Source organism: Roseibium sp. M-1, from assembly GCF_054515675.1.
Genome location: NZ_CM137257.1, coordinates 2,943,253 through 2,960,984, shown reverse-complemented (window position 1 = coordinate 2,960,984; position 17,732 = coordinate 2,943,253). Strand labels below are relative to the sequence as shown.

General features: G+C 61.9%; 15 protein-coding genes and 1 pseudogene. 14 read left to right on the top strand and 2 right to left on the bottom strand.

Annotated elements, in window-relative coordinates:
* Positions 1-13: 13 nt before the first annotated feature.
* The 13 genes from obgE (at position 14) to fdhF (ending at position 15,591) form a co-directional block, all read left to right on the top strand.
* A complete protein-coding gene (gene obgE / locus ACX3M4_RS13295) occupies positions 14-1,060 on the top strand; it encodes a GTPase ObgE (RefSeq protein ID WP_459359030.1) in 1,047 nt (348 codons plus the stop codon).
* Positions 1,060-2,184 carry a glutamate 5-kinase gene (gene proB / locus ACX3M4_RS13290; protein WP_459359029.1) on the top strand — a complete coding sequence of 375 codons (1,125 nt, stop codon included), beginning with the start codon at positions 1,060-1,062 and terminating at the stop codon, positions 2,182-2,184. Before obgE ends, proB begins: the two co-directional genes overlap by 1 nt.
* A gap of 93 nt (positions 2,185-2,277) precedes the next feature.
* Entirely contained in the window at positions 2,278-3,558 is a 1,281-nt protein-coding gene (locus ACX3M4_RS13285; RefSeq protein WP_459359028.1) for a glutamate-5-semialdehyde dehydrogenase, read from the top strand.
* A gap of 37 nt (positions 3,559-3,595) precedes the next feature.
* On the top strand, positions 3,596-4,267 hold the full coding sequence (locus tag ACX3M4_RS13280; RefSeq protein WP_459359027.1) for a nicotinate-nucleotide adenylyltransferase: 672 nt from the start codon (positions 3,596-3,598) through the stop codon (positions 4,265-4,267).
* Between the two features lie 168 nt (positions 4,268-4,435).
* Positions 4,436-4,846 carry a ribosome silencing factor gene (rsfS, locus tag ACX3M4_RS13275; protein WP_459359026.1) on the top strand — a complete coding sequence of 137 codons (411 nt, stop codon included), beginning with the start codon at positions 4,436-4,438 and terminating at the stop codon, positions 4,844-4,846.
* 90 nt (positions 4,847-4,936) lie between these two features.
* Positions 4,937-5,419: a 23S rRNA (pseudouridine(1915)-N(3))-methyltransferase RlmH gene (gene rlmH, locus ACX3M4_RS13270; RefSeq protein WP_459359025.1), complete on the top strand. Its 483-nt coding sequence runs from the start codon at positions 4,937-4,939 to the stop codon at positions 5,417-5,419.
* 135 nt (positions 5,420-5,554) lie between these two features.
* Positions 5,555-6,049: a GNAT family N-acetyltransferase gene (locus ACX3M4_RS13265; RefSeq protein ID WP_459359024.1), complete on the top strand. Its 495-nt coding sequence runs from the start codon at positions 5,555-5,557 to the stop codon at positions 6,047-6,049.
* 412 nt (positions 6,050-6,461) lie between these two features.
* Positions 6,462-7,799, top strand: coding sequence for a murein hydrolase activator EnvC family protein (locus tag ACX3M4_RS13260; protein WP_459359023.1), 1,338 nt, complete (start codon positions 6,462-6,464; stop codon positions 7,797-7,799).
* Positions 7,796-9,127 carry a S41 family peptidase gene (locus tag ACX3M4_RS13255; protein ID WP_459359022.1) on the top strand — a complete coding sequence of 444 codons (1,332 nt, stop codon included), beginning with the start codon at positions 7,796-7,798 and terminating at the stop codon, positions 9,125-9,127. The genes ACX3M4_RS13260 and ACX3M4_RS13255 overlap by 4 nt, the downstream gene beginning before the upstream one ends.
* A 104-nt stretch (positions 9,128-9,231) precedes the next feature.
* Positions 9,232-10,377: a divergent polysaccharide deacetylase family protein gene (locus tag ACX3M4_RS13250; protein WP_459359021.1), complete on the top strand. Its 1,146-nt coding sequence runs from the start codon at positions 9,232-9,234 to the stop codon at positions 10,375-10,377.
* Between the two features lie 28 nt (positions 10,378-10,405).
* Positions 10,406-10,936, top strand: coding sequence for an RNA pyrophosphohydrolase (locus tag ACX3M4_RS13245; protein ID WP_459359020.1), 531 nt, complete (start codon positions 10,406-10,408; stop codon positions 10,934-10,936).
* A 213-nt stretch (positions 10,937-11,149) separates the two neighbouring features.
* Complete coding sequence (locus ACX3M4_RS13240) at positions 11,150-12,826, top strand: NAD(P)H-dependent oxidoreductase subunit E (RefSeq protein WP_459359019.1); 1,677 nt, start codon at positions 11,150-11,152, stop codon at positions 12,824-12,826.
* Positions 12,823-15,591, top strand: coding sequence for a formate dehydrogenase subunit alpha (fdhF, locus tag ACX3M4_RS13235; RefSeq protein WP_459359018.1), 2,769 nt, complete (start codon positions 12,823-12,825; stop codon positions 15,589-15,591). Before ACX3M4_RS13240 ends, fdhF begins: the two co-directional genes overlap by 4 nt.
* A 264-nt stretch (positions 15,592-15,855) precedes the next feature.
* Here the strand turns inward: fdhF and ACX3M4_RS13230 are convergent, their stop codons facing one another.
* Complete coding sequence (locus ACX3M4_RS13230; protein WP_459359017.1) at positions 15,856-17,118, bottom strand: HipA domain-containing protein; 1,263 nt, start codon at positions 17,116-17,118, stop codon at positions 15,856-15,858.
* Positions 17,115-17,339 carry a helix-turn-helix domain-containing protein gene (locus tag ACX3M4_RS13225; RefSeq protein WP_459359016.1) on the bottom strand — a complete coding sequence of 75 codons (225 nt, stop codon included), beginning with the start codon at positions 17,337-17,339 and terminating at the stop codon, positions 17,115-17,117. Before ACX3M4_RS13225 ends, ACX3M4_RS13230 begins: the two co-directional genes overlap by 4 nt.
* A gap of 160 nt (positions 17,340-17,499) precedes the next feature.
* Between ACX3M4_RS13225 and ACX3M4_RS13220 the strand changes: the two are divergent.
* A pseudogene (locus ACX3M4_RS13220) lies at positions 17,500-17,652 on the top strand (GSU2403 family nucleotidyltransferase fold protein); the annotation flags it as partial.
* Positions 17,653-17,732: the final 80 nt, after the last annotated feature.

The window sequence follows — 17,732 nt, the reverse complement described above, 5'->3', positions numbered from 1 at the left end:
AGAGAACAAGAAAATGAAATTCCTGGATCAGGCCAAGATCTATGTACGCTCCGGCAATGGCGGCGCTGGCAGCGTGTCGTTCCGGCGCGAGAAATTCATCGAATATGGCGGCCCGGACGGCGGTGACGGCGGCAAGGGCGGCGATGTCATCATCGAATGCGTCGACGGTCTCAACACGCTGATCGACTACCGCTACAAGCAGCATTTCAAGGCCGAGACCGGCATTCACGGCATGGGCCGCAACCGGACCGGTGCCCATGGCGGCGATGTGGTGCTGAAGGTGCCGGTCGGTACGCAGATCTTCGAGGAAGACAACGAGACGCTGATCGCCGACCTGACGGAGCTCGGCCAGAAGGTGCTGCTTTTAAAAGGCGGCAATGGCGGCTTCGGCAATGCGCACTTCAAGTCCTCGGTCAACCAGGCGCCGCGTCGGGCCAATCCCGGTCTGGAAGGCCAGGAAAAATGGATCTGGCTGCGGCTGAAGCTGATCGCCGATGCCGGTCTCGTCGGCCTGCCGAATGCCGGCAAGTCGACGTTCCTGGCGACGGTTTCGGCGGCAAAGCCCAAGATCGCCGACTATCCCTTCACCACGCTCCATCCCAATCTCGGCATCGTCCAGATCGATGGCCGCAGCTTCGCGATGGCTGACATTCCGGGGCTGATCGAAGGCGCGCATGAAGGCACCGGTCTCGGCGACCGCTTCCTCGGCCATGTGGAGCGCACGCGCGTGCTCCTGCATCTGGTCGATGGCTCCGGCCAGGAAGACCCGGGCGAGGCCTACAGGGTGGTGCGCGGCGAGCTGGAAGCCTATGGTGGCGGACTCACCGACAAGCCGGAAATCGTGGCGCTTTCCAAGTGCGATGCACTCACCGAAGAGCTGATCGAGGAAAAGGCGGCAAGCCTGGAAGCGGCCTGCGGCCAGAAACCCCTGATCTTCTCCTCCGCCAGCGGTCTCAATGTCGACCGGGCGCTGCGCATGATCATCCGTGCCATCGACCGCGACAAGGAAGAAGCCGCCAACCAGGTGCCGTCCCCCGAACAGGAAGGCTGGCATCCCTGATGTCACGCTCCTTGAAGTCCTACAGCCGCATCGTCGTCAAGATCGGTTCGGCGCTCCTGGTCGAGCAGGGCGTCCTGAAACGCGCGTGGCTGGATGCGCTCGTCTCCGACGTCGTCTCGCTCGCGGAGGCCGGTGCGGAAATGCTGATCGTTTCCTCTGGCTCGATCGCGCTCGGCCGGGGCATCCTGGGACTGCCAAAGGGACCGCTGAAGCTTGAGGAAAGCCAGGCGGCGGCCGCCGCCGGCCAGATCTCGCTCGCCCAGGCCTATGCCGACGCGCTCGGCGCACACGGGAGAAAGGCGGGGCAGATCCTTTTGACCTTAGGCGATACAGAAGAGCGCCGGCGCTATCTCAATGCGCGCGCCACCATCGGAACGCTGTTGAAGATGGGGGCGGTGCCGATCATCAATGAGAACGATTCCGTCGCCACCTCCGAAATCCGCTATGGCGACAATGATCGCCTGGCGGCGCGGGTCGCGACGATGGCCAGCGCCGACTGCCTTGTGCTGCTCTCCGATATCGACGGCCTTTATACGGCGCCGCCGCAACAGAACCCGGATGCGGTGTTCCTGCCGGAAGTGCCCCGGATCACGCCGGAAATCGAATCCATGGCCGGCAGCGCCGGGTCTGAACTGTCGCGCGGGGGCATGAAGACCAAGATCGATGCCGGCAAGATCGCGACGGCTGCCGGAACCTCGATGGTGATCACCTCCGGCAAAGAGCTCAACCCGCTGCGGCGTCTCGATGAGGGCGCGCGCGGCACCTGGTTCCCGGCCTTGGCGACACCGGCCAGCGCCCGCAAGGCCTGGATCGGCGGCCATCTGGAACCGCGCGGCGAGATCCGGCTGGACGAGGGCGCCGTCAGGGCGATGAAGTCAGGCAAGAGCCTGCTGCCGGCAGGTGTCACGTCGGTCAGCGGATCCTTCATGCGCGGCGACGCGGTCATGCTGGTCGGCCCGGAAGGCCGCATCATCGGCCGGGGTCTGATCGCCTATGACGCCGACGAGGCGCAGCTGATTGCCGGGCGCAACAGCCGCGAGATCGAGGCGATTGTCGGGTATCAGGGCCGGGCGGAAATGATCCACCGGGACGACCTGGTGCTGGAACTGTCCGCGCTCGACTGACGGCGTCGATCTTGAGGGTGTCTTTTTGGACGGAACGGGCTAAAAAGCTGAAGTAAAGCGCGGTTTAAGGCCGCAAGTGAGGAGTTGCTGACTATGCTGGACGTTGTCGAGGCAAAGACGACCGTGGACCTGATGGCTGAGATCGGGCAGCGCGCCCGTGCCGCCGGCCGGATCCTCGCCATCGCCCCAGCAGAGCAGAAGAACCGGGCCCTTACCGAGATGGCCAAGGCCGTGCGCGCGGCAACGCCGGAAATCCTGGCGGGCAATGCCAGGGACGTTGAGGCGATGAAGGCGAACGGCCAGACCGCCGCCTTTCTCGACCGCGGCACGCTCACCGACGAACGCATCGAGGCGATTGCCCGGGCGCTTGAGGATATCGTCGCCCTCGATGATCCCGTCGGCAGCGTGATGGCCGCCTGGGACCGGCCGAACGGCCTGAAGATCGAGCGCGTTCGCACGCCGCTCGGTATCATCGGCGTCATCTATGAAAGCCGGCCCAATGTGACGGCGGATGCCGGCGCGCTGTGCCTGAAGGCCGGCAATGCGGTGGTCCTGCGCGGTGGTTCCGACACCATTCATTCCAACCGCGCTATTCATGCCGCCTTGCAGACCGGGCTCATCGCAGCCGGCTTGCCGGAGGACGCAATCCAGATCGTGCCGGTGACCGACCGTACCGCCGTCGGCGAGATGCTGCGCGGACTTGGCGGCAATCTCGATGTCATCGTGCCGCGCGGCGGCCGCAGCCTGGTCGAGCGGGTGCAGACCGAAGCCCGTGTACCGGTCTTCGCTCATCTGGAAGGCCTCGTGCATATCTTCGTCGACAAGGCGGCAGACCTGGAAAAATCTATCGAAATCGTCGTCAATTCCAAGCTGCGCCGCACCGGCATTTGCGGTGCGCTGGAAACGCTGCTGGTGCATGAAGCCGTCGTCCATTCGCACATGCCGGTCATCGTCAAGGCGCTGCAGGACAAGGGCTGCGAGATCCGCGGCGACGCCGTCGTGCGCGAAATCTGCGAGAACATCGTTCCGGCAAGCGAGGACGACTGGTCGACCGAATATCTCGACAAGATCCTGTCGGTGAAGGTGGTGAAGGATCTGGACGCGGCGATGGACCATATCGCCACTTACGGCTCTAACCATACGGACTGCATCCTGACGGAAGACCAGGCGGTTGCGGACCGGTTCCAGAGCGAAGTGGATTCTGCGATCGTCCTGCACAATGCCTCGACCCAGTTCGCCGATGGCGGCGAGTTCGGCATGGGGGCGGAGATCGGCATTGCCACCGGCCGCATGCATGCGCGCGGACCGGTGGGCGTCGAGCAGCTGACCAGCTTCAAGTACAAGGTGCACGGCACCGGCCAGACGCGTCCCTGAGCCTGTCCGAAGAGCATGATCGCATGAGATTGACGGCATGAGCCCATTGAGTCTTGGCGCCGGGCTGGACCGGGACTGGCTGAAGCTGCCCCACTCTGAAGCCGGCAACCGGATCGGCATCTTCGGCGGCTCCTTCAACCCGCCCCATTCGGGGCATCGGCTGGTGGCAGCGACGGTCCTGAAGCGGCTCGGGCTCGATCAGGTCTGGTGGCTGGTGACGCCCGGAAATCCGCTCAAGAGCCATTCGGATCTGGCGCCGCTGGAAATGCGCCTGCACATGACCGCCGCCCTGGCGGATCATCCGCGCATGAAGGTGACGGCGTTCGAACAGGTTCTGGGCACGCCCTATACGGCCAGGACGCTGGTCGCGCTGAAGGCGATGCGCCCGTCAGTGCGATTCGTTTGGGTCATGGGGGCTGACAATTTAGCCGGCTTCCACCGCTGGCAGGATTGGCGCGCCATTGTCGGCTCGGTCCCGGTCGCCATTGTCGACCGGCCCGGAGCCTCGCTCTCGACGCTGTCGGCACCCATGGCGAAAGCGTTTGAAAAATATAGGCTTCCGGAAGAAGACGCGGCGCTTTTGCCCGATATCGAAGCGCCCGTTTGGACGTTTTTGCACACGCCGCTGGACCGGACATCGTCCACTGACCTGCGGCGAATTAACAACAGGGTAAAGACAGGATTTCCCAAGAAACCCGGCTTGTCTTGAAAATGCCAAACGGGAAGCGGTATTATTAAGACGGTCGCGACGAGCGCGGCCGAGGTACGGTCAACCGGTTCTGTATCCAAAACGGGTGACGTGCGAAATCGAACGGTTCAGTTCGTGACGACGTTGGGCACAGGACGGCATACACGGCGAAAGGCACAACACCTGACCATGACCTTTGAAAGTGAGCGGACGAACCTGTCCTCTCCTATGCAGGCTACCGGAGGCGCAGACCTCACGGCAGACCTCCTCGATGCGGTCCTCACCAGTCTTGACGATTCCAAAGCTGAGGACGTGGTTACTCTCGAAATCTCAGGCAAGAGTTCGCTGGCCGATTACATGGTAATCGTGTCCGGGCGCTCCCATCGTCATGTGGGTGCGATTGCGGACCATTTGCTGAGGGACCTGAAGACAGCCGGTGCCGGATCGGCAACGGTCGAAGGCCTCAGCGTCTGCGATTGGGTGCTCATCGACGCGGGCGATGTGATTGTTCACATCTTCCGTCCGGAAGTTCGCGGCTTCTACAATCTGGAAAAGATGTGGGCGCCCGAAGAGGAACCTGCACCGCATTATATCGGCTGAACCGGCATTGAGGCCTCAGACAACGGGCCTCGGCCGCCGGACGGCAGGTATCGGCAGATATTTCACCGGATAAGGATCCGGCGGGGTTTTATGCGCTTTACGCTTTCCTGCATTGGCAAGATGAAGGCCGGTGCGGACAAGGATCTTTTCGACCGCTACCTCGACCGGGCCCGCAAGACGGGCAAGGGCCTTGGTATTACCGGGGTCAATCTTCACGAAATGCCGGAAAGCCGCGCTCCGCGGCCGGACGACCGCAAGGCCGAGGAAGCCCGGACGCTGCTCCAGGCACTGGCCGGCGGTGCCCGCCTGGTCGTGCTCGACGAGAACGGCCGTCACCTGACCAGTCCCGCCTTTTCCGGTCAGCTTGAGCGCTGGAAGGACAAGGGCGTGCCGGAGGTTGTCTTTGCCATCGGTGGTCCCGACGGGCACGGACCCGAGGCGCTGGCGCGTGCCGACCTGAAGCTTGCGCTCGGCGCCATGACCTGGCCACATCAGATCGCCCGCATCCTGCTGGCGGAACAGATCTACCGGGCCATGACCATCCAGTCCGGACATCCCTATCACAGGGTGTGACCGAACCCATCCTCATGCGTTCCACCGAAAGCCCTTCGGTAGAATGCCATTGTTTTGAGCCTATGAGATTTCGACCCTTCCGCCGGTCCCGGCGCGAGGTTTCTTCAAATAAGAAAATGATATTGGGAGAAACAGGTGATTCCGACCCTCGAAACCGAACGGCTCGTGCTGCGCCCGATGACCATGGACGACTGGCCTGCCTATGAAAGGCTGATGGCGTCCGAGCGGGCCCGCTTTATGGACGGGCCGCATGCGCAATTCGCCGCCTGGGGCATTTTCTGCCACGACATTGCTCTTTGGCATCTTGGCGGCCACGGGGCGTTGATGATCGAGGACCGGGTGAACGGCGCCTGTGTCGGCCAGGTCGGCATCAACCACGGACCGCTCTTTCCCGAATACGAGATCGGCTGGTTCGTCTACGAGGAAGCCGAGGGCAGGGGATATGCGTTCGAGGCAGCGAAGGCGCTACGGGACTGGGGACGGGATGTGCGCCGCCTGCCGACGCTCGTGAGCTATATCGATCCGGACAATCACCGCTCGATCAGCGTCGCTGAACGATTGGGTGCAAGACTTGACCCGGATGCCCCGCGCAATGCCTCCAGCGATCTTGTCTACCGGCATTTCGGGTGAGGAAGGCACCGCAGTGCTCCTTGATAGTGTGGCGCCGCGGACACCCTAACCAAAAATTAACGTTTGGATCGGCGGAAAAAGGCGTACCTGCCTGTATCTCGCCGCATTCGGCGCGTAGGGGTCGACGATTACCGGATCAAAGGTTACGCGATAGACGGTGGGAGCAGGCGTCGACGCACCGGTGCGGATGATCGGCAGGGGGGCAACCGGTTCCGGTTGATTTTCCGAAAAGTCGATCGTTTTGAAGACGATAAAGCAACTCTTCCGGGGGAACGTCCTCCGGACGCTTTATGGTAAACGGTTCGTTAACGCTGACTGTGTATCGCTGAAAAGATAACCTTTTGGGAGCTTAGGCAGGTTGAACCCGGGTCGCGTCAGGACAGCGTATTCTGGACTTGAGAGGCGGAAACTGTTGCGCCCGCTCTTGAGCGGACTGGCTGCGACCGCTCTTCTCCTCCCGCTGCAGACCTATGCCACCGAGAGCGTCGACGAGACGGTTCAGGCAAAGCCTGAACTGTCGCCGGAAGTCAGCGCCGCGATCGAACGCAAGAAGGAGCGCGAACAGGAACTGGCGTCGCTCTCGCGAGATATCGAGGTATCGACCGACCGCCAGGCCGCAATCGCCCGCGAGATCCGCGCCCTCGACCGGGACCGTGAAACGCTGAATGCCAAGATCATCAGCACCTCGGACACGATCAAGGGGCTGGAAACGCAGCTGAGCGATACCGAGCGCCGCCTGCGCGCGCTTGGCGAGAACGAGGATGCCGTGCGTCTGTCGCTGATCTCGCGCCGGGACATTCTCTCCGAGGTGCTGGGAGCCCTGCAGCGAATCGGCCGCCGTCCGCCGCCGGCCCTTGCCGTACGCCCCAGCGATGCCCTGTCGGCGGTACGCAGTGCGATTCTCCTGAACGCGGTGATGCCCGAGCTGAAGGTGGAAACCGAGGCTCTCGCCGCCGACCTTGAGGAATTGCAGCGGCTGAAGACGGTGATCGCGGAGGAAAAAAACCGCCTTCGAGGCGATGCGATGCGATTGGCTGAGGAAAAGTCGCGGCTGGAGCTTCTTCTCAGCGCAAAAAGGCAGGAACATCAGAAATCGGTCAAAGACCTTCAGGACGAGAAGGACCGGGCCGAGGAGCTGGCGTCGAAGGCCGGCTCGCTGCAGGAACTGATCGCGACGCTGGAAGCGGAAATCGACAGCGCCCGGGACGCGGCCGAAAAGTCGCGCCAGGCATCTCTTGACGCCAGGAAGAACCCTTCGCGCAAGTTTGATCCGTTCTCTGATCCCGGGCGTCTGGCGCCGGCCATAACCTTCGAGGAAGCCAAGGGCCAGCTGCCGCAACCGGTCGCCGGTACGTTGTTGAAGGACTTTGGCCAGGACGACGAATTCGGCTCTGTGACGGAAGGACAATCTATCGCCACAAGGCCGGGCTCTAATGTCACCTCGCCCGCGGACGGCTGGGTGGTGTATTCAGGGCCGTTCCGCTCGTTCGGACAGCTCTTGATCCTCAATACCGGCGACGGCTACCATGTGCTGCTGGCCGGAATGGACAGGATCGATGCAGAGTTGGGACAGTTTGTTTTGACCGGGGAACCGGTCGGTGTGATGGGCGCAACCCAGTGGGCAAGTGCGTCGACGTTCGGTTTGGGCTCGACCCAGCCGATCCTTTATGTTGAATTTCGGAAAGACGGCCGTGCGGTCGACCCCACTCCCTGGTGGGCACGCACAGAAGAAGAAAAGGCTCGCGGATGATACGGAAAGCTTCCTTGCTGCTGGTGGGCGCGCTCATGGGTGCAGCAGCGATCACGACTCTGTCCCAGATGCCGATCAACGTTTCCGTGGCAGCCAATGCCGCGGCAACGGATACATACCGGCAACTCAACCTCTTCGGTGACGTGTTCGAGCGCGTTCGGTCGGACTATGTTGAAGTGCCGGACGATGCCCAGCTGATCGAAAGCGCCATCAACGGCATGCTGACGTCGCTGGATCCGCATTCCAGCTACATGTCTCCGAAAAGCTTCCGTGACATGCAGGTGCAGACCCGTGGCGAATTCGGCGGCCTCGGCATCGAGGTCACCATGGAAGAAGGCCTCGTCAAGGTTGTCTCCCCGATCGACGACACCCCGGCCGCCAAGGCCGGCGTCATGGCGGGCGACTACATCACCTATATCGATGGCGAGCAGGTCCAGGGACTGACCCTCAACGAAGCCGTTGAAAAGATGCGCGGCCCGGTCAACACCGACATTGTCGTGACGGTCCGCCGCAAGGGTCGCGTCGAGCCGTTCGACATCACCATCACACGCGACATCATCCGTATCCGTTCGGTGCGCTGGCGTGAGGAAGACGATGTCGGCTATATCCGCGTCACCCAGTTCAATGAACAGACCTTCGACGGCCTGAAGGATGGCATCGAGGAAATGTCCGCTGAAATCGGCGCCGACAAGCTCAAGGGCTTCATCGTCGACCTGCGCAACAACCCGGGCGGTCTGCTGGATCAGGCGATTGCCGTTTCCGACGCCTTCCTCGATCGCGGCGAAATCGTCTCGACCCGCGGACGTGAAGCCGATGAAACCCAGCGTTACAACGCCCGTGCCGGCGACCTGACCAACGGCAAGCCGGTCATCGTGCTGGTCAACGGCGGCTCTGCCTCCGCATCCGAAATCGTGGCCGGCGCGCTGCAGGATCATCGCCGCGCGACCATTCTCGGCACGCGGTCCTTCGGCAAGGGGTCGGTCCAGACCATCATTCCGCTTGGAGCCAACGGCGCGATCCGTCTGACGACGGCCCGCTACTACACGCCGTCCGGCACCTCCATCCAGGCCAAGGGCATCGTGCCGGATATCGAATCCCTGCAGAACCTGCCGGAAGAGCTGGTTGGCCGGGTCGATACCAAGGGCGAAGCCGGTCTGCGCGGCCACCTGGAAAACGGTGAAGGCGAAGAGGAAAGCGGCAGCCAGGCCTATGTGCCGGCTGATCCGAAGGAAGACACCCAGCTGAACCTGGCGCTCGACCTTCTGCGCGGCACCCAGGTCAACAGCGCCTTCCCGCCGGTCTCCGACAGCGCGGCGGTCAAGAACTAAGCATTCGAAGCGCGCCGGAACCCGGCGCGCTTCTCTCCGTATTCGTTCTGCGTATATTAAAAACACTCCCACCGGCAGCTGCCGGTTCAAAGGCTCAGGACGGTATGTCGAGCGAAGATCTCACAGCCCCTCTAGGTATGGGAAAACGGCGGCTGATCAAGCTGCCGTTCGGTCTTATCGGGGTCGGCATTCTCTGCGTCATCCTAACGACCGCACTGGTCTGGATCATGGTGGTGGACGATCCGCTCGGCGGGGAGCCTGTCGCCGTGTTGCCGCTCGACGCCATCGTCGAAGGCGTGACCTCGCAGGACATCGAAGTCGTGGAGATCCGTCCCGGCATCAATGGCGATCTCGGACCGAACCTGCGCCCGGAAAGCAGCCGCGATCTGCTCGGGCCACGTTACGAGACGGTGATGCGTCCCGACGGCCTGGGTCCCGAAGCTCCCGTTACCAGCCTTTCCATCAATCCGGACAGCCGTGTCAGCGAACGCTCGGATTACGGCTTCCTGCCCAAGATCAGCGATGCAGGGGTGCGGCCGCTCGACGCCTATTCCCGGCCGATCGTCAGCCAGTTCACCTCGATCCCGAAGATCGCCGTGATCGTAAACGGTCTCGGTCTCAGCGAGACCGGAACCCAGAACGCGATCAGCAGTCTGCCGCCGGAAGTCACGTTTGCGCTGGCGCCCTATGGCGAAGGCCTGGATCTGTGGATGCAGCAGGCGCGCACGAAGGGGCATGAGCTGCTCCTGCAGATGCCGCTGGAGCCGTTCGACTTTCCCGACAACGATCCGGGCCCGCACACGCTCCTCGTCAGCCTGAGGCCGGCCGAGATGGTCGACCGCATCGGTTATCTCCTGACGCGCGCCACCAACTATGTCGGCGTGATCCCGGAAATGGGGGCAAGGTTCACCTCCACGAAGCCCTCCATGGAATTCTTGCTGGAGAAGCTGAAATCCCGTGGCCTGATGTTCGCCGACAACGGCACTTCCTCGCGCTCGATCGCACACGAAGTCGCAGCGGACAAGCGCATTCCCTTCAGCGGCGTCGATGTGGTGCTGGACGAAATCCCGCGTGAGGACGATATCAATGCCAAGCTGCTGCAGCTGGAAAGTGTCGCCCGCGCCCGCGGTGTGGCCGTGGCCGCAGGATCTGCCTTGCCGGTGACTGTACGCCAGCTTGAAAAATGGGTACAGGATCTGGAAGAGCGCGGTCTGCAGCTGGTGCCCATCAGCGCCACGATCGACCGGTAATTTTCAAGTATTGAGTTAAGGTGTTGTCGTGACGAAGCTTGAACTCGGGCCGGGTTTCCCGGTGCCCTCGGCAGGACTACCCTATCGCCCGTGCGTCGGTATCATGCTGATCAACAAGGATGGCCAGGTCTGGATCGGCAGCCGCGACGACGGCATTCAGTCTTCCCAATACGAGTATTCGTGGCAGATGCCGCAAGGCGGGATCGACAAGGGCGAGACGCCGGAAAGCGCCGCCCGGCGGGAGCTTTACGAGGAAACCTCCATCAGGTCCGTCACGCTTCTGGAGGAAGCTCCGGAATGGTTCGCCTACGACTATCCGGAAGAAATCGTGCGTGCGTCGCGCAAGGGCAAGTATCGCGGCCAGGCACAGCGCTGGGTCGCCTACCGGTTTGACGGTCCGGAAGACGAGATCGACATTCTGACGCCGCCGGACGGCCACACGGCCGAATTCAGCTCCTGGCGCTGGGAGGATGCCGCCCGCTTGCCGGAGCTGATCGTGCCTTTCAAGCGCCCGGTCTATGAGCGTGTCGTCGCCGCCTTCTCGCATCTGACCGCCTGACCGGAGACGGTGCCACCGTCCTCAAAGCGTCCCCATTGACGTTCCGTTTGTCGTTTTTCAAACAGACAGGATGCAGACGCGCGGCTACCATCCGGCCCAGACTGCATCTCCGGCACTGCTTCGCCGAAGCTGGACTGCAAGGAAAGATGCAAAAGGACGAGAGAGCGCGGACGCGAAATCCATAGCGCTCTCAAAAGATTGGGAGGAAAACCAATGTCTTTCGGCAAGGGGCTGTCACGCAAGCCTTCCCAGCCAAAAGGGCGCCAGGTGGAAGACACGGCTCTGGGCGAAGTTCGCGACCTCCTGGGGGAGGAGCCACGGCGCCGGGACCTGCTCATCGAGCATCTGCACAAGATCCAGGATGCCTATGGCTGCCTCGAGGCGCGGCACTTGCGCGCGCTTGCGGATGAAATGCGGCTGTCGCAGGCGGAAGTCTATGAGGTCGCCAGCTTCTATCACCATTTCGACATCGTGCGCGAAAGCGAGGCACGGCCTGCTGCATTGACCGTCCGCGTCTGCGACAGCATCGCCTGCTCCTTGAAAGGCGCCGACGCGCTGGCGGCGGTGCTCGAAACCGGCGTCGATCCGGCAAAGGTCAGGATCCAGAAGGTGCCCTGTATCGGCCGCTGTGCCGGGGCTCCGGCCGTCCAGGTCGGCAAGCGCGCCATCGACAATGCCAGCGAAGTCTCTGTCCGTGCGGCCCTCTTTGAAGGCAAAACCGACCCCGACATGCCAGCCTATACGGCACTGGAGGCTTACCGCGCTGAAGGCGGTTACAAGCTTCTGGACCGCGTGCGCGCCGGCGAACTGGACGCGGCGGCCATTGCCGACAAGGCGCTTGAAGCAGGCCTGCGCGGTCTTGGCGGCGCCGGGTTTCCGACCGGAACCAAGTGGAAGATCGTCAACGACCTGCCGGGCCCGAAATACCTCACCATCAACGGCGATGAGGGCGAACCCGGCACTTTCAAGGACCGCTATCACCTGGAGCGCGATCCGCACCGGCTGCTGGAAGGCGCGCTGATCGCCGCCCATGCCATTTCCGCCGACCGCATCTATCTTTACATGCGCGACGAATATCCGGCGGTGCTTGAGATCCTGCGCAAGGAAATCGCCGCGCTGCGGAACACCGGCATCATCACGACAATCGACATCGAGCTGCGCCGCGGCGCAGGCGCCTACATCTGCGGCGAAGAGAGCGCGATGATCGAATCGATCGAGGGCAAGCGCGGCTTGCCGCGCCACCGGCCGCCCTTCATTGCCCAGGTCGGCCTCTTCGGCCGTCCGACGCTGAACCACAATGTCGAGACGCTGTTCTGGATCCGCGACATCGTCGAGAAGGGCCCGGAATGGTTCGCGTCCCAGGGCCGGCGCGACAAGAAGGGCTTCCGCTCCTTCTCGGTCTCCGGCCGGGTGAAGGAGCCGGGGGTCAAACTGGCACCTGCCGGCATCACCATGAACGAGCTTCTTGAAGAATTCTGCGGTGGCATGGAAGACGGGCATGTCTTCAAGGGCTATCTGCCGGGCGGGGCTTCTGGCGGCATTCTGCCGGCGTCGCTTGCCGACGAGCCGCTCGACTTCGGCACGCTCGACAAACACGGCTGCTTCATCGGCAGCCACGCCATCGTCGTTTTCTCGGACCAGGATGACATGCGCGACGCGGCGCTGAACCTGATGCGCTTTTTTGAACACGAGAGCTGCGGCCAGTGCACACCCTGCCGCTCCGGCACGGAAAAGATGGCGCATCTGCTCGCCGAAGGCGACTGGGACGCGACCAAGATCGGCGATCTCGATGCGGTGATGCGCTCCGCTTCCATCTGCGGTCTCGGCCAGGCTGCCAGCAACCCGGTTGCCTCTGTGCTGAAATTCTTCCCGGAGGAGTTCTCCAAATGAGCCAGGTCACCTTTTCCCTCGACGGCAAGACGGTCACGGCCGGCAAGGACGAAACCATCTGGCAGGTGGCCAAGCGCGAAGGCGTCGCCATTCCGCATCTCTGCCACAAGGATGCGCCGGGCTACCGCTCCGACGGCAACTGCCGCGCCTGCATGGTCGATATCGAAGGTGAGCGCGTGCTTGCCGCTTCCTGTATCCGTACCCCGTCCGAAGGCATGGTGGTGAAAACCGCCACGGAGCGCGCTTCCAAGGCCCGCGAGATGGTGTTCGAGCTGCTTGCCTCCGACCAGCCTTCCCGCGACCACCATCCGGACCCTGAGAGCGATTTCTGGAAATGGTCTGACCGGATCGGCGTCTCCTCGAGCCGCTTTGCACCCTGCGCCAAGCCTGCACAGGACATTTCCCATCCGGCGATTGCGGTCAACCTCGACGCCTGCATCGCCTGTAACCTGTGCGAACGCGCCTGCCGCGAAGTGCAGGTGAACGACGTCATCGGCATGGCCGACCGCGGCTCTCACACGGTGCCGGTCTTCGACCTTGCCGACCCGATGGGCCTTTCCACCTGCGTTGCCTGCGGTGAATGCGTCTCCGCTTGCCCGACCGGGGCGCTGATGGAAAAGAGCCTCCTGGATGCCAGTGCCAGCAAGCGCGAGGTCTTTGCCGAGGAAACCGTCGACAGCGTCTGCCCCTTCTGCGGCGTCGGCTGCCTGACCTCCGTTTCGGTGAAGGACGGCAAGATCGTTTCCGTCGAGGGACGCGACGGACCCGCCAACGAGAACCGGCTCTGCGTCAAGGGGCGCTTCGGCTTCGACTATGTCTCCAGCCCTGAGCGCCTGACAAAGCCGCTGATCCGCCGCGACGATGCACCCAAGCGCGGCGATATCGCCATGACGCTTGGCAACCATCTCGACTATTTCCGCGAAGCCACCTGGGAAGAAGCGCTCGACCGTGCGGCGGGCGGCCTGAAGGCCGTCTATGACGCCAAGGGCGGCCGCGGCATTGCCGGCTTCGGCTCCGCCAAGGGCTCCAACGAAGAGGCCTATCTTTTCCAGAAGCTGATCCGCCAGGGCTTCCAGACCAACAATGTCGACCATTGCACCCGGCTCTGCCACGCTTCGTCCGTTGCGGCGCTCATGGAAGGCATCGGCTCCGGCGCGGTGACGGCGCCCTTCAATGCGGCGGAAGATGCCGACTGCATGATCGTCATCGGCGCCCGGCCGGCGCAGAACCATCCGGTCGCGGCGACCTATATCAAGCAGGCGGCCAAGAAAGGCACCAAGCTGATCGTCATGGATCCGCGCGGCCAGGACCTGATGCGCTACGCCGAATACGGCCTCAAGTTCAAGCCGGGCACCGACGTCGCCATGCTGAACGCCATCCTCAACGTGATCATCACCGAGGAGCTCTACGACAGCCAGTATATTGCGGCCCATGTCGACGGCTTTGAGGCGCTGAAGCAAAAGATCGTCGACTTCACGCCGGAAGCGATGGAGCCGGTCTGCGGCATCGATGCGCAAACCCTGCGTGAAGTGGCAAGGCTCTATGCCACCAGTCAGAAGTCGATCATCTTCTGGGGTATGGGCGTGTCGCAGCATGTGCACGGTACCGACAATGTCCGCTGCCTCATCGCCATGGCGCTCACCACCGGTCAGATCGGCCGGCCGGGAACGGGCCTGCATCCGCTTCGCGGGCAGAACAACGTGCAGGGCGCGTCCGACGCCGGTCTCATCCCGATGGTGTTTCCGGACTACCGCTCGGTCGAGAACCCGGACATTCGCGCCGAATACGAGGATGCCTGGGGCCGGACGCTCGATCCGGTGCGCGGCCTGACGGTCGTCGAGATCATGGACGATATTCTGGACGGCGGCATCGAGGCGATGTTCGTCCAGGGCGAAAACCCTGCCATGTCCGACCCGGACCAGAACCATGCCCGCAAGGCGCTGGCGAGCCTCAAGCACCTTGTCGTTCAGGACATCTTCCTGACCGAAACCGCCTGGCATGCGGACGTGATCCTGCCTGCTTCCGCCCATGCGGAAAAGCTCGGCACCTACACCAACACCAACCGCCAGGTTCAGATCGGCCGTCCTTGCGTGCCGATGCCGGGTGAAGCGCGTGCCGACTGGCAGATCCTCATCCAGTTCGCTAACCGTCTGGGCCTGAACTGGACCTATGACGGGGTGCCGGCGATCTATGAGGAAATGTGCTCGCACATGAACTCCCTCAAGAACATCTCCTGGGAGCGGCTGGAGCGTGAGGGCACTGTCACCTATCCGGCAGACGCTCCCGACAAGCCGGGCAACGAGATCCTGTTCGGCCAGTCCTTCCCGACAAGCGATGGCCGCGGCCGCATCGTGCCGACGGACCTCGTGCCGCCGGACGAATTGCCCGACGACGATTTCCCGCTGGTGCTGACGACCGGCCGCATGCTGGAGCACTGGCACACCGGCGCCATGACGCGGCGGGCGGCGGTGCTCGATGCCATCGAGCCGGAAGCGGTCGTCTCCATGAACCCGCGTGACATCGAGCGCTCGGGCTTCGATGTCGGCCAGCAGGTGCGCGTGGAAACCCGGCGGGGAGCAATCACACTGACGCTCCGGGCCGATCGCGACGTCTCGCAGGGCATGCTCTTCATCCCGTTCTGCTTCTCGGAAGCCCCGGCCAATTTTCTCACCAACCCGCAACTGGACCCGTTCGGCAAGATCCCCGAATTCAAGTTCTGCGCGGCGAGGATCGGCTCCGCGGAACAGCGGCACGCGGCGGAGTAGAGCAGCGGAAAATGACTGGGGCGATCTCTGACCACAGCCCTAACCTCGTTGTGGGTGAAAATACAATGTCCCTCGGCTCAATCATATGAGGCGAGGGACGGCATTCGAAGCGGTTATATGTACGATCCTACGAAGAGAGCTTATTCGGCGATATCCGAGAACGCCTGCAACTCTACATCGATTATGACGCGATCTGTCGCTTGATTGCACCGAGGCAGAAATCGCCGGGCAGCGGCTGATTTACTGCTGCGCAGAAGGTATTATTCAATATGATGCCATCTCCACGGCACTTAAAACCAGCTTCGCGCGCGTTCCGATTATCCGGCGCACTGTATTCAGGATAGGGTGATAGACGCCGCTTTCTTCCAGTTCCTCCAGCAAGGTATCTGCCTTTTTCCCGATTTCTCCGGCCATATGGGCAAGCTCTCTGACCAGTAGTTGTTGTGCGGCTTTCGTGGTCGGTACAAGGGTGAGCCAGTGTTCTAGAAGGATCGTATCTGGCAGCGAACGCCCGCCGATCTGCATGGCCATCTTCTTTGCAAGACGCGGATAAGCGGCAGTGCAGACGACATCATAGACCGGCGCAAGATCGGGCGTACCATTCCGGTAAAGAAGCGCGTAGTTTTTGGCATGTGCATCGGCATTGCCGACGAGGTAATGGAAGATCAGCATTCTCTGGAAGGTCAGCCGATCCGCTGCCGGACGCTGCGTGCATTCCTGTATCAGCGCCTGAGAGTGGGAAACGCCCGGTCCGCCTTCCTCTTCATATTTGAGTTCAGGCGGCACGCCGAGCGCCTGACAGAAATCTTCCTGATGGAGCTTCCTGATCGAGCCGTCCTTTTCAACGTGGCGGTCATAGCGCTCCACAAGGATAAAATCGGTTTTCCCTGCCGAGGATTTCGAAACGGATGGCGCATCCAATCCCATCCGCCCAGCCAGCATCATGCAGAACAGCTCGTTTTCGACTGTTCCGTCCAACCCCTCGATAAAGGGCTTTAGGATATGAGTTGTCGGCCCGCCGTCTTTCTGTAGCGAGATTTGACCTTCCTGCACACACACAGCCAGCTTGTCCTGCGCTCCTGCAAGGGACATGCGCACGCCTTCTTCACCGCCCAGAAGCGGACGTAGCCGCAAGAGGTCAAGAACTTTGACGAGTTGTTTTTCATCAAGCTGTACTATCTCGCAAGGATTGAATACAGGCAAACTCCGGCCTTGCGGTAGAAGGGAGAGTGCTCCCGCACATTCCCCACCGATGATCTCCAGAAGCCCGAAGGCATTTTCACGGGAGACACCAAGTGCGGAAGTAAGGCGCTGGCGTGCGCGCTCATCGGGCAGCAGTCCTGAAAAGAATGGGCGCGCTACTGCGTCAGCAAACGCTTCCTCGCGGAGCGGCATGGAAACGGAAATGGCGACCTTGCCTTCGGCGAGATAATCAGGGGCATAGGCAAAGGAAAGTTGGCCGCTCTCGTCCTGTTCAAGGAGGCCGATTTTCTCTTCCCGCAAATAGACATCCAGGGCTCGGCTCATGCATCACTCCCTCGGCCTGTCACGCGGACCGACAAGCCAAGCGTTTGCATCACGGTAAAAGCAAGCCCGATGTGACAGCCTTCCTTGCCGTGCTCCAATTCCCGGACAAAACGCACACCAACACCGGATAGTCCCGCAAGCTGTTCTTGCGTGAGCCTCTGGCGCTTTCGCTCGGTGCGGATGAGTTGTCCGAGCTGATTTTGATCTTTGACGATACTCATAATCATCCCTTTCGGGATGATTTTATCACACTTCTATATCTGTTGCAGAGAAAGGTACCGAACGGGACGATTTTAGGAAGAGTGGTATCAGGAAAGGCAAAATAAGCCCGAACGGGATGATGAACGTGAAAAGCTACGACGTGGAAATTTAACACCGAACGTCGGGTCGCAAGACCACCAAGGACATCTCGTGAAGATGCCTGACTTGGGTGGCGCCTCGACAGACCCGCTCAGGTTAATGGATTATTTGATCTATGAACCCAATACGGCGGCCGTACTCGACAAGGGAGGAGTTGTCATGAACGTTCCTTAGTCGGCGAACGATGCGTTCATTAGCTAATCGTTGCATTCAGACGAAGGCGACAAAGTTACTGTGTCGAAAAGACATAAGGG